Genomic DNA, 13341 nt, shown 5'->3' on the forward strand with positions numbered 1-13341 from the left:
CCTCAGAATTGCTGGCCGAAGCCGAAGCGAAGGAGCTGTGTACGGTCATTATAGCTGCGTCTGACCGGCACACCAAGGTCAATATTCAGCAGGCCAAACGGACTTTTCCACGAAAAACCTGCACCTGCACTGACACGTGGACTCACCATGTCACCCGATACAGCCGTATAGTTTGCGCCGGCAGTCGCGGGGTTGGTGTAGAGGTGTTTCACACGCAAACCGGCCACAGACCCCATATCCACAAAGGCACGTCCACCCACGCCCATTTCTGTCAGGAAGGGGATCGGGAAGTTCAGCTGCGCCGTAGCGTTGTACATGAACCGCCCACCGATCAGATCTTCGGAGTGATGGGCTGCATTCCCTACGCTTCGTGGGCCTGCACCACCATCAAGGAAGCCGCGCAGGTTGTTACCACCCAGATAAAAGTTATCAATAATATCACGGCGGCCGTTGCTGCCCCAGTCCGCAAGGTAACCGGTGCCGCCACGGAATATGATTGTCCAGTTATGGCTGTTGGTCAGGTCATCAAGCGGAATGTAGTAAGCACCGTTGATCTTGCCGCGAACGTAATTTTCGTCCCCGCCAATACCGGCAAAGTCCCCACCCACCGAGACAAAATACCCACTATGCGGCTGCATGCGGTTATCACGCCGGTCATACATGACCGTAGTGCTCAGCTGGGAAAGAAGCGACTTGCCCTTCTGCTCCTGAATATAGGGAGAGGATTCACTCCACGTATCCCCCACCCAGCGGCGGATCAGGCTGTAGTTCCACGACTGCGAAAGATAGCGGTTATACGAATACCCCATGCGCAGGGTAATACCGTAGCGCCCTTCCGAGTAGTTCTGATACGTCTGGTAATTGTTTTCGATGAAGAAGATATCCGCACCGACAACCAGATTACGCCCGAGGAAGACCGGGTCCGTAACGGAAAGGTCCGCCTGCTTCTGGTAGTACGAAACAGTGCCCGAGAACCCGGCATCCACCCCTGTACCCAGCAGGTTGTGCTGCTTGAGTCCGACGTTACCAATAATACCCACGTCGGTGGAGTAACCACCACCAAGCGAGAACTCGCCCGTTGGTTTTTCCACAACGTTAACGGACACGTTGGCACGATCAGGGGAGGAACCCGGAGCGTCCTTTACCTCTACCGATTTGAAGTAGCCCAGATCCTGGACCCCTTCCTTGGCGTATTTCTTGTAGCTACTTGTGTAGGGGTCACCTTCGGCGAACGGAAGCTGCCGACGGATCACGTTATCCTGCGTAATGGTGTTGCCGTTAACGTCGATCCGCTCAATATACCGGCGCGGGCCTTCGCTTACGTCAAAGAGCAGATTGACAATGTGCTTTTCGGGGTTGCGGGCAATGACCGGACGCACCACGGCAAAAGGATGCCCTTCCGACTGGAGCAGTTCCTCCATGTCGGTCGCATTATCCTGCACGGCCTTGCCGTCATACCACTGGTGCGGGAACAGCTCGACATACTTACGCAGCGACTTGGCGGGCACATGCCGCAGGCTGGAACGGATGTCCACCTTGCCCAGACGATAGCGGATGCCCTCATCCATTGTGATGGTGATGTAGAAGGATTTACGGTCAGGCGAGAGTTCGCCCTTGATATCCTTGATCTGGAAATCAACATACCCGTTGTGCAGGTAGAACCGGCGCAGAAGCTCCCCGTCATACTTCACACGTTCCGGGTTATATTCGTCAGACGAGCCCAGAAAATGGTACCAGGCCGTTTCCTTGGAGGAAATCGCGCCAGCCAGTTCGGCCTCGTTGTAAGCCTTGTTTCCAACAAACGCGATTTTGCGGATTTTGGTGTTCGGGCCTTCATTGATCTGGAAGATCACATCCACACGATTATGCGCAAGACGCACGATCTGGGGTGTCACCACAGCCGCAAAGCGGGACTTCTGGGCATAGACTTCCAGAATACGCTGCCGGTCATCCGCCGTTGTTTCCGCCGAGAAGACCGCACGCGGACGCAGGGAGAGCACCTTGCGCAGGTCCTCATCCTTGGCGGCATGATTGCCCTCGAACACGATCCGGTTGACGATCGGGTTTTCCTTGAGCTTGACGAGCAGGGCATTCCCCTCGCGCCGCAAGGTCACATCCTTGAACAGCCCGGTTGCATACAGGGTCTTCAGGGAACGATCGAGGTCATCCTGCGTAAACGGATCACCCGGACGGACAACCATGTAGGACAAGACCGTGTTGGTCTCGATACGGGTATTGCCTGAGACGCGGATCTCATCAATCACCCCCACCGGGGCTGGCTGAGCAGCTGGCAGAGGTGCTGGAGGACTTTCGGCATCCCCCTCGGGCGATGCAACAACAGCTGCTGGTGCCTGTGTGTCCTGGTTCCGGGCGGCCATAGCCCCCCGTCCCTCAAGCAGGAAAAAAGGCAACATGCAGACAGAAACGAACAGGGCCGAACGTTTACCCGTCAAGATCTGCCTCCCTCCATCGGGGTCGGTTCAGCACGGAAGCCTATCTCCCGTTCCTGTCTCGCCCGCAAGGGACGTATCCGAAATTACCCTTGTCACGCAAGCCTTCCCTTCACGCCCGGTTCACTATCATCCCGCGAGCGTTGCAATCCATCTGAACAACCCGAAGCTGGACAGATCGTTGAACGTCGAAAACAAGAACAGACCCGCCAGCACAGCAAACCCGGTCTGGAAACTAACCTCTTGCACCCGTTTGGAAACCGGACGCCCTCTTATTGCCTCTATGGCATAAAAAACCAGACGTCCACCATCAAGAAGCGGAACGGGAAAGAGATTGATCAGACCCAGATTAACCGACAGCAGCGCCATGAAGGAAAGCAGGCTGGCAAACCCGTATTGAGCAACCTGCCCCGAGAGCTGCGCAATCTTGAGCGGACCGCCCAAATCCCGCGCGGTATGCTGCCCGCTAAAAATCTGCCACACGCCATTAAGCGTCTGCACAATGGTATTCCATGTGGCCTTAGCCCCGGCAAAGATAGCCTGCGGCAGCGGCAGGGCCTTACCAGGCTCAACCGCAAAGACCACACCCAGCAGGCCATGTGCTGGCCCGCCACGCGAATCCTGCGTGGAGCCAATGGTCAGGGGGATTTCCAGCGACTGGCCATTACGCTGCACCAGCAATGTTGTCTTCTGCCCCGGTGCCTGCGCCACTGTGGCCTGTGCGTCTTCAACCCCTGCAATATCGTGCGTGCCTATGCGCAGGATAACATCACCCTTCTGCAGGGCGGCATTTTGCGCGGCACTCCCGGGCAGGACGGAGGCAACCTCGTTCCGCACATGCGGCTGGCCAGCCGTGGCGAACAGCAGCACAAACAGCACAAAAGCCAGAATGAAGTTAAAAACCGGCCCGCCCAGAATAACGATGGCGCGTGACCATACGGATTTATCATGGAAGGTCCGCCCCGGAATCCATGCAGCTTTCTGCTCTTCTGTCGCATCCTCGGGGTCATCAAACCCGTGTGGGCGCACATATCCTCCAAGAGGAATCGGGCAGATACGCCATTCCGTCCCGCTCCGGTCACGCCATTTGAACAGGGCCGGGCCAAACCCGAGCGAAAAGACCTCCACATGCACACCGCGCCAGCGGGCAGCGAGGTAATGCCCAAGTTCGTGAAAGGTGACCAGCACGCCCAGCACGAAAACGAAGGAAATCAGGGTGCGTAGATATTCGTGTATCATCATTCCTCCGATATCGGGACTGAAGGTGGCTTTCTCAAGCAACCACGCTAGAAATCTGCCGGGTTGCAACGCGCCGGGCCTCTGCATCCCAATGGAGCACGGCATCAAGCGTGTCAGCCGGGGGAGCGCCGAGTGCGTTCATGGTATCCTCGACCACGCGCGCAATGTCCAGAAAACCGATCTGCTCTTTCAGGAAGGCTTCAACCGCAATCTCATTTGCTGCGGACAGAATGGCCGGAACGGCCCTGCCTGCCCGCAGGGCCTGCCGCGCCAGACGCAGGGCGGGAAAACGCACCTCGTCAGGTGCAATAAACTCCAACGTGCCAAAGGCGGCAAGGTCCAGACGGCTGGAGGTCGTGGCCATACGCCGCGGCCATGCCAATGTGTGGGCGATGGGAATGCGCATGTCAGCCGACCCCATCTGCGCAATCAGGCTGCCATCAGTGTACTGCACCATGCCGTGCACCACGGACTGAGGGTGCACCAGCACATCTATCCGGTCTTCGGTCAGGCCGAAAATACGGGCCGCTTCAATAACCTCCAGCCCCTTGTTGAACATGGTCGCGGAATCGATGCTGATCTTGGCCCCCATGCTCCATGTCGGGTGCTTGAGTGCCTGAGCCGGTGTGGCCGCACGCATGACATCAATCGAAGCGTTGCGGAAGGGACCGCCAGATGCGGTGAGAATTATTTTTTCAACCTGATCGGCCTGCCGGTCCGCCATGGACTGGAAAACCGCATTATGCTCGGAATCGACCGGCAGCAGCGTTGCTCCAGCATCCCGCACCGCACGGAGCATGACATCCCCCGCGCAGACCAGAGCTTCCTTGTTAGCCAGCGCAATGCTGTTGCCGTTCTTCACAGCGGCCAGGGTAGGTTCCAGCCCCGCAGCGCCGGTAATGGCCGCCATGGTCCAGTCCGCTGGCAGCCCCGCTGCTTCTATGACCGCCTTGCGGCCACAGGCGACCTCAACACCGCTCCCGGCCAGAAGCGCCTTGAGTTCAGCATAGGCGCTCTCATCAGCCAGCACGGCCAGTTCGGCCTTCAGGCTGCGGGCCTGCTCGGCCAGCTTGGCAGCATTTTTACCACCCACAAGCGCACGCACCCGATACTGGTCACGCGCCTGCTCCAGCAGATCCACGGTAGAGCAGCCAATGCTGCCGGTAGTTCCCAGAACGGTTACGGTTCTCATGTCTTGTCTTTCCAAACCCGAAAAATAACACAGGCCCCGACCACGCAGGGCAAAAGCCAAGGACTGGACTAACCAGGCATGCCAGAAACAAGGCTATAAACAAGATCGTGCAGGCCAGCGCTCCAGAAGGGTGCATCAGGCACGGTAACGGAAACGGCGGCGGCAACAGGCGCGGCCATCACCAGACCATCAAACCGGTCGAGCAGACCACCATGGCCGGGCAGCAGCGTGCCGGAATCCTTCACGCCCAGCGCCCTCTTCATAGCGCTTTCGGCCAGATCTCCAAGCTGGGCGGACACACCCAGAATGCCTCCCCAGACCAGCGCCATCTTCACGCTTCCCAGACCAGAGAGAAGCGCTATACCCCCCCCCATAAGCACAGCCCCCACAAACCCGCCCAGAGCACCTGAGCGCGTTTTGCCGGGGGAAATGCGCGGGGCCAGCTTTGGCCCGCCAATCAGGCGGCCTGCCATGTAGGCTGATGTATCACTCGCCACCACTACGGCGACAACAAACAGAACAGGCCAGATACTTCCCACCCGCAGCCACAGCAGAGCCGTACCCGCCGTGATGATCACACACATCATGGCGCACAGCTCCGCGCCGAATACGCATGAGCCGATACTGAACAGAATAAAATAACGCCAGTGCCCGGTTGCAGCAGAAAGCCCGCCACAGACCGCCCACAGCACATAAAGCCCGCCCCGCCAGCTCCGGACGGGGAGTTTGAGAAGGCCCGCTGCCTCAAACGCCATACCGCCCATGGCCACAAGCACCATCAGGACATAGGCAACCCCGCCTGCCCCGATGCAGCCACCCGCAACCGCGACCATGACCATGGCAGACAGAACACGCGGCCGCAGGTCCCGCCATGCGGAGGATTGCCCGGTCGTTGTCATGGCGAAGCCACCGGCCGCGCACCAAAGCGCCGCTCACGGCGGGCATAAAGATCCAGCACCGTTGCAAAATGCCCTTCATTGAAGTCTGGCCAGAACACATCCAGAAAAACAAGTTCCGCATATGCGCTCTGCCAGAGCAGAAAGTTGGAAAGCCGGTATTCCCCGCTCGTACGCACGACCACATCAGGGTCAGGCACACCAGCGGTCCACAAATGGTTGGCAAACAGGCTTTCATCAATCTGATCAGGGGTTAGCCAGCCATCGCGCACTTCCTGCGCAACACGCCGGACTGCCTGCATAATATCCCCCCGCCCCCCGTAGGACAGGGCCAGCAATAGCACCAGCCGCCCGTTATTGCGGGTCATGGCTTCGGCACGGGCCAGTTCTTCGCGCAGGCTCGTGTCAAACCGGCTCAGATCACCAATAAACCGGAGGCAGACGCCCTCGCTATGCAGTTCCTTGACCTTGTGGCGCAGGTAGTAGCGCAAAAGGCCGGTCAGGTCCGAGACTTCCTTGGGGCCACGTGACCAGTTTTCGGATGAAAACGCATACAGGGTCAGGTAGGGCACACCACGCTGAATGGCCGCCTTGATGCACCGCGCCACGGCATCCGCCCCGGCACGATGCCCCGCCAGACGCGGCAGCCCCCGCTCACACGCCCAGCGCCCGTTGCCATCCATGATAATGGCGACATGCGAAGGGACGACCGCTTTTCTGTCGGCTGGCAAGGAAGACATGACAGGAAAAAATCCACCGTTTCAGTTCAGCGGGAATAAAACCGGCCCCGTTCAGGCAGGTCCTCAGACCTGCTTGATTTCCTTCTCTTTTTCGGCAAGCATGTCATCTACTTTTTTGACATACTGATCAGTCGTTTTCTGAATGGCGTCAGACCATGTCTTGACGTCATCCTGACTGATGTCGCCTTTCTTTTCAAAACCCTTGGCCTTGTCCATGCCATCGCGGCGCACGCCACGTACGGCAATCTTGGCCCCTTCCGCATAACGTGCGGCAGCTTTTGCCAGTTCGTTACGGCGTTCTTCGGTCAACTGCGGAATAGGCACCCGGATGGTCTGGCCTTCACCGGCGGGGTTCAGCCCCAGCCCGGCATCGCGGATGGCGCGTTCCACGGCCCCGGCCAGAACACGGTCCCAGACCTGTACGGTAATCATGCGCGCTTCGGGTACGGCAATGGAGGCAACTTGCGTAAGCGGCACTTCCCCCCCATAGGCTTCCACCCGAACGGGTTCGAGCAGAGCAGGGCTGGCCCGGCCGGAGCGCAGGCCCGAAAAATCACGACGCAGGCTTTCCAGCGCGCTATCCATACGGCGCTTGATGTCATCAAGCAGGTCATTCAAGTCAGACACGGCGGTTTCTCCCGTTTTGTCGCGAAGGCACTGTGCTGTCCTGCCTCCGCCCTAGTTCATTCCGCGTGCTGCCTTAACGGGCAGCGGTTTACATGGTGTCAGGTTGCTTCAATAATCCGCGTAAACGCGCCCTCGCCGCGCATAACGCGACCGAACGAGCCTTCCTCGCCAATATTGAAGACAATAATCGGCAGCTTGTTCTCACGCGCCAGACTGATGGCCGCTGCATCCATGACGCTCAACTGGTTGGAGAGCACGGTCATGTATGTCAGTTCATCATACCGCGTGGCGCTGGGGTCGTGCTTGGGGTCAGCCGAATACACGCCATCAACCTGCGTCCCTTTAAGCAGAATATCGCATTCCATTTCCGCCGCACGCAGGGCTGCCGCCGTATCCGTGGTAAAGAAGGGATTGCCCGTACCTGCGGCAAAAATAACCACCCGCCCTTTTTCCATATGCCGGACCGCCCTGCGCCGGATATACGGCTCGGCCACGGAAGACATGTGAATGGCGGACATGACCCGTGTTGTTATCAGTTCACGTTCAAGCGCATTCTGGAGCAGCAGCGCGTTAATGACCGTTGCCAGCATACCCGCATAGTCACCCTGCGCGCGGTCCATGCCCTTGGCTGCGGCAGCCACTCCACGAAAAATGTTGCCACCACCCACAACAAGGCACACTTCCGTACCGCTGCGAACGACCTCGGCGACATCCTTGGCAATCCGCTCGACCGTCTTCTGTTCTACCCCAAAGGCGCCCTCACCCATCAGGGCTTCACCAGACACCTTGAGCAATACACGTTTACGCCTTGGCGTTTCAGAGACAGAAGCAGTCATAGGCCCTCAATCATGCAAAGTCCGACAAAAAACAGACCTCCGCCACGCGCAGGCGCGCAGCGTGTAAGATCGCTCTCTCTTATCCTCCAAGGCGCACGGCCACAAGCGCCAAGCCGTGCTTTATGGCACGTCATCCAGCCCGATGGCGCGCAGGCGGGCCCGTTCTTCATCCCAGCCAGAACGTTCCTTGACATTCAAAAACAGGTGGCACGGGCGTTCCAGCAGGCTGGTCAGCTGCTTGCGCGCCCGCTCGCCGATCATTTTGATCTTCTGCCCGCCATTCCCAATCAGAATGGCTTTGTGTCCGGTACGGCCAACGTAAATCGTGACCTCTATCCGCACCGAACCATCGGGACGTTCCTGAAAGCTCTCGGTCTCGGCCGTGGTGCCATAGGGCACTTCCTCATGCGTCTGCATGAAAATCTGCTCACGCACCAGCTCGGCTGCAAGCAGGCGGTCGGGCAGATCGGTCAGGTCATCTTCGGGGTACAGGTATGGGCCTTCGGGCAGGCTGGCAGCCAGCTTGTCCAGCAGGTCGTCCACACCACCACCGGTACGCGCACTGACCATGAACACATGCTCAACGGGCAGTTTTTCGGTAATGGCCGCTGTAAGGGGCAGCAGGGCGGATGCTGGCACAAGGTCCGTTTTGTTCAGCACCAGCCACGTGGTGCGCCCAGCCTGCGCCAGACGGGTAATAATGTCCTGCACGGCTTCGGTCAGGCCTGTGCGGGCATCGACCAGCAGCAAGGTGATGTCCGCATCATCCGAGCCAGTCCAGGCAGCAGCCACCATGGCGCGGTCAAGCTTGCGGCGCGGCTTGAAGATACCGGGCGTGTCCACCAGCAGAATCTGGCTGGCCCCGCGCATGAGAATACCCAGCACCCTAAAGCGCGTTGTCTGCGCCTTGGGCGAGACAATGGAGAGCTTGGCGCCCGCCATACGGTTGAGCAGTGTTGATTTGCCTGCGTTTGGTGCACCCACCAGCGCAGCAAAGCCACAACGTGTTGTTTGTGTCATGCCTGTTGCTTCAGCCCTGATGGCTGCCTCCAAGTTTTTCCAGCAGGGTTGCCGCGGCAGAACTTTCTGCTGCCCGCTTGCTCCCTGCGCATCCTTCCGCCGAATACCCACCAGCACTGACCCGCACCACAAACAGGGGAGCATGCGATGGACCGTCGGCCCCTATTGTTTCGTAAAACGGCAAACCCTGCCCACGCCCCAGAACCCATTCCTGCAATGCGGTTTTGGGGTCTTTGGGGGGGAGTGCCTGTGCATCGAGTATCCGCTTCCAGCAGGCACGCACAATCTTGCGTGCCGGAGCCAGCCCACCATCGAGAAAAACCGCGCCAAGCACGGCTTCCAGCCCATCGGCCACAACATTGGCGGCGGTCTGCACTCCAGCACGGGCCTCATGCTCCGCGACGGACAGGGCGTCAGCCAGACCAAGCTGCTCGGCAATATCCGCAAGCGTTGCACGTGAAACCAGATGCGCAAGCCGCGAGCCCAGAGCCCCTTCCTGCTCACCCGGAAACCGCTCCAGCAACAGTTCCGCCATAAGCAGACCCAGAACGCGGTCGCCTATAAACTCCAGCCGCTCGTTGGAACCAGCCCCCTTGGTTTTGTTCCGCCTGCGCCCACCCGCCTTCTGATGCGCGGCGGAACGATGGGTCAGCGCTTCCTGCAACAGGGAGGGATCGGCAAACTGGTAACCCAGACGTTCCTGCAATGCCATGGACGCCAGATATTGCGGCGTGGAGTGGCCAGCACTCATTTACATCACGCCTTTTAACAGACGGGCCCAGCGGATTTCGGCCGGCCAGTACCAGACCTGCCAGATGGGATGTGCGGCCTCAACCGAGAAGAAAATGCGCTGCGCCTTGCCGACAAGGTTTTCCATGGGCACAAAGCCAAGGTCCTTGGGGCCATCCCCCACAAAGCGGCTGTCCGCGCTGTCATCACGGTTGTCACCCATGGCAAAAAAGTAGCCGGGAGGGACTACGTATTCGGGAGTGTCGTTCTGCGGGCCATCATTGGTCAATTTCAGAATATCGTGCCGGACCACTCCCTGCCCGTCACGCAGGGGGAGTTCCTCCGTGCAGGCCTCGCCTTCCATGGGCATGCGCGTTTCATCCCGCGCCACGTAAGCGTGCGGCTGCGTGCAGGGAACCCGCACACCATTGAGGAAGAGCTGCCCCCCGGTGACCTGAATACGGTCCCCCGGCAGGCCGATAACCCGCTTGATGTAATCAATAGACGTATCTTTGGTAAACCGGAACACAGCCACATCGCCCCGATGCGGCTGCCCCGCCCAGACCCGCCCGTTAAACAGGTCGGGCGAAAACGGCAGGGAAAACCGCGAATAGCCATAGCTGTATTTGGACACCCAGATGTAGTCCCCCACCTGCAGGGTGGGGATCATGGACCCGGAGGGGATGACAAAGGATTCAAACAAAAACGTACGGACAAAAAGCACAACGATCACGACCGTTAAAATTGTCCGCACATATTCCACCACAGCATGTCTGACGGTAACAGCGTGCTGCGCTCCAGTTGGAGAAGTCTCCGATTTACTCATGCGCTGCCCCATCTGCTCCCATAATCATGCCAGAAAAATAAAATCCGCCGGATCAAGCCGTGAGCTTGGTGTGATGTCAACCCGCGCGGACCGAGATAAACACCTGTGCAAACGCATAAGGGGGTTCATCGGTCATGCTCAGCATCAGTTCAGGCCTGTGGCCTGCGGGCACAAGCTCGGCCAGCTTCCGGGCCGCGACCCCCGTTAACACCAGAACCGGCTGGCCCGATGCAAGGTTTTCCACCCCGATCTGGCTTTGCGCAACCCCGTAGGCAAAACCCGTACCCAGCGCCTTGGCGCATGCCTCCTTGGCGGCCCAGCGTTTGGCGTAAGTGCCTATTCTGGCAGCCCCCACACGCCGCTCAGCCTTGGCACGCTCATATGGCGTAAAAACACGGTCCAGAAAACGCTCCCCAAACCGCTCCATGACCTGCTCGATCCGCCGCATGTCGCACAGGTCCACACCAGTTGCCAGCAGGGTCATGACTTGGCCCGGTCCGCCTGCGTAATACCCGATACAGCCCGCAACCCGGCAATAACAGAGGACAGGTGGCGCAGGTCACGCACCTCCACATCCAGCAGGATTTCGGTAAAGTCGAGCTGGCGATGCACGATCTTGAGATTGACCATAGCCGCATCGCACTTGGAAATCGTATTGGTAATGGATGCCAGCACAGAACCCTCGTTTTCGGCTACAATGCTGATACGGCCAACGCGCATCTGCCCGGTTCCACCGGCACGCGCCATGGCGTCGTAATCCCAGTCCACATCCAAAAAGCGTTCGGGCGTTGCGGCAAAACTTTCCAGCGTCTGGCAGGTGCGTGTGTGCACGGTCACGCCCTTGCCTGTTGCCACCACACCCACAATGCGGTCCCCCGGCAAGGGGTGGCAGCAGGCTGCGTAATGCACGGCAACACCGGCCCCAAGCCCGACCAGCGGCACCGCCCCACCCGATGGACGGCGCATGGCAGGCGCACCGCGTGGCCGTGGCCCTGCCGTACCCAGCACACCGGGCAGGCCAGCCAGCATGCGCGGCACACGCTGCACACGCCGCAGTTCGGGGTAGGCGGCATGCACCACATCCCGCGCGTTCAGGTTGCTGGCGCCAACCGCAACATACAGATCCTGCAAGGAACTCTGCTTGAGCGCCTTGAGCGTGGTCTCCATGATCTTTTCGGAGCCATCCACACCTTCCTGACGGAAGGCCTTGGCCAGTGCTGCGCGTCCATTATCCAGCGAAACCTGACGCTGCTGCTGAGCCACATAACGGCGGATGCGCGCACGCGCCTTGCCGGTAACGACAAACCGCTCCCACGAAGGAGAGGGCGCGCCACCACGGGCGGTCATGATTTCGACCTGATCGCCGTTTTCCAGCTCATGCCGCAGCGGCATAAGGCGACCGTTAACCTTGGCCCCTACGCAGGTATCCCCGATCTGGCTATGCACCGCATAGGCAAAATCAACTGGCGTTGCCCCACGCGGGAGCGAGATAAGCTGCCCTTTGGGGGAAAAACAGAAAACCTGATCCTGGTAAAGTTCAAGCTTGGTGTTTTCCAAAAACTCATCGGGAGCGGATGAGGCTTCCAGAATTTCCAGCAGGTCCTGCACCCAGCGTGGGCGGCGTACGCCGCCATATCCGTCCTCGTCAGGGCTGCTGGTGCCACCTTCCTTGTACACCCAGTGGGCAGCAACGCCGTTTTCGGCCACGTCATGCATGGCCTGCGTGCGGATCTGCACTTCTATTTTCTGGTTACGGGGAGAACGCAGCGTAACCCCCGTATGCAGGCTCTGATACCCGTTGGCCTTGGGGGTGGAGATGTAGTCCTTGAACCGCCCGGCGATCATGGGGTAGGCGGCATGCACCGCGCCCAACGCCATATAACAGTCCTCGCGCGTGTTCACGATCATGCGGAAAGCCATGATGTCGGACAACTGCTCGAACGCCACATTCCGGCGCTGCATTTTTTCCCAGATGGAATAAGGCGATTTCTCACGCCCCGAAACCTGAGCGTCCTTCAGCCCCGCTTCATGGCACAGGCGCAGCAGCTCGCGCCGCACGTCCTCAATAACATCCGCCCCCTGCCCCCGCAGGTAGTTCAGGCGCGTGCGGATGGTGGTATCGGCCTCGGGCTCAAGCTGCGCGAAGGAGAGGTTCTGGAGTTCGGTCTTGACCCGGTCCATACCAATACGCTCGGCCAGCGGCGCATAAATATCGAGCGTTTCACGCGCGATGCGCTGCCTGCGGTCCTGCCGCTCCACAAAATGGAGGGTGCGCATGTTGTGCAGGCGGTCCGCCAGCTTGACCAGAAGGACACGAATATCCTTGGACATGGCCAGCACAAGCTTGCGGAAATTCTCGGCCTGCTTGGTGCGGTCAGACTGGAGTTCCAGCCGGGTCAGCTTGGTCACGCCATCGACCAGATCAGCCACAACCGACCCGAAATCGGCCTTTAGCGTATCATACGTAACGCCGGTATCTTCGATGGTATCATGGAGCAAAGCGGTGCAGATGGACTGCACATCCAGCCTGAAGCGCGCCAGAATCATGGCAACAGCCAGAGGGTGGGTTATATAGGGATCACCATTGTCGCGCATCTGGCTCTGATGCGCCCGGTTAGCCACATCAAACGCACGACGAATGGACTGGACATCGGCCTGCGGCGCATAACTGAGCACCTTGGCAACCAGCCGCTCGCAGCCGATCTCCCCCTCACGCCCAGGAGGGATTACAGGCACCATAGATGCCTCAACCGGGGCACCCCCCTCCCGCTCAGGGGAAGAGGTGT

The 13341-nt window shown here is 59.3% G+C and carries 12 protein-coding genes; all 12 read right to left on the reverse strand.

The features are described from left to right. Positions 1-2: 2 nt before the first annotated feature. Positions 3-2414, reverse strand: a complete 2412-nt coding sequence (gene bamA / locus HNR55_RS02900) for an outer membrane protein assembly factor BamA (protein WP_166111297.1) — start codon at positions 2412-2414, stop codon at positions 3-5. Positions 2415-2579: 165 nt separating this feature from the next. After that, positions 2580-3692, reverse strand: a complete 1113-nt coding sequence (rseP, locus tag HNR55_RS02905; protein WP_184382532.1) for an RIP metalloprotease RseP — start codon at positions 3690-3692, stop codon at positions 2580-2582. Positions 3693-3723: 31 nt separating this feature from the next. Next, a complete protein-coding gene (gene dxr, locus HNR55_RS02910) occupies positions 3724-4881 on the reverse strand; it encodes a 1-deoxy-D-xylulose-5-phosphate reductoisomerase (RefSeq protein WP_166111016.1) in 1158 nt (385 codons plus the stop codon). A 68-nt stretch (positions 4882-4949) separates the two neighbouring features. Further along, positions 4950-5780, reverse strand: coding sequence for a phosphatidate cytidylyltransferase (locus HNR55_RS02915; protein ID WP_166111019.1), 831 nt, complete (start codon positions 5778-5780; stop codon positions 4950-4952). Continuing rightward, entirely contained in the window at positions 5777-6517 is a 741-nt protein-coding gene (uppS, locus tag HNR55_RS02920; protein ID WP_166111022.1) for a polyprenyl diphosphate synthase, read from the reverse strand. Before uppS ends, HNR55_RS02915 begins: the two co-directional genes overlap by 4 nt. A 63-nt stretch (positions 6518-6580) precedes the next feature. Then, the gene (gene frr / locus HNR55_RS02925) at positions 6581-7102 is read right to left on the reverse strand and encodes a ribosome recycling factor (protein ID WP_221441729.1); all 522 of its coding nucleotides are present in this window, start codon (positions 7100-7102) and stop codon (positions 6581-6583) included. Positions 7103-7242: 140 nt separating this feature from the next. Further along, on the reverse strand, positions 7243-7980 hold the full coding sequence (pyrH, locus tag HNR55_RS02930; RefSeq protein WP_086645199.1) for a UMP kinase: 738 nt from the start codon (positions 7978-7980) through the stop codon (positions 7243-7245). A 120-nt stretch (positions 7981-8100) separates the two neighbouring features. Beyond that, a complete protein-coding gene (gene era / locus HNR55_RS02935; RefSeq protein ID WP_166111028.1) occupies positions 8101-9000 on the reverse strand; it encodes a GTPase Era in 900 nt (299 codons plus the stop codon). A 10-nt stretch (positions 9001-9010) separates the two neighbouring features. Beyond that, complete coding sequence (gene rnc, locus HNR55_RS02940) at positions 9011-9751, reverse strand: ribonuclease III (RefSeq protein WP_242005390.1); 741 nt, start codon at positions 9749-9751, stop codon at positions 9011-9013. Further along, positions 9752-10555: a signal peptidase I gene (gene lepB / locus HNR55_RS02945; RefSeq protein ID WP_166111031.1), complete on the reverse strand. Its 804-nt coding sequence runs from the start codon at positions 10553-10555 to the stop codon at positions 9752-9754. Between the two features lie 76 nt (positions 10556-10631). Continuing rightward, the gene (gene acpS / locus HNR55_RS02950; protein ID WP_166111034.1) at positions 10632-11039 is read right to left on the reverse strand and encodes a holo-ACP synthase; all 408 of its coding nucleotides are present in this window, start codon (positions 11037-11039) and stop codon (positions 10632-10634) included. Further along, positions 11036-13294 (reverse strand): RelA/SpoT family protein, encoded by a 2259-nt coding sequence (locus HNR55_RS02955; RefSeq protein WP_166111306.1) that lies wholly within the window; start codon positions 13292-13294, stop codon positions 11036-11038. The genes acpS and HNR55_RS02955 overlap by 4 nt, the downstream gene beginning before the upstream one ends. Positions 13295-13341 lie beyond the last annotated feature (47 nt).

The sequence above is a fragment of the Acetobacter lovaniensis genome, assembly GCF_014207635.1.
Lineage (GTDB): Bacteria > Pseudomonadota > Alphaproteobacteria > Acetobacterales > Acetobacteraceae > Acetobacter > Acetobacter lovaniensis.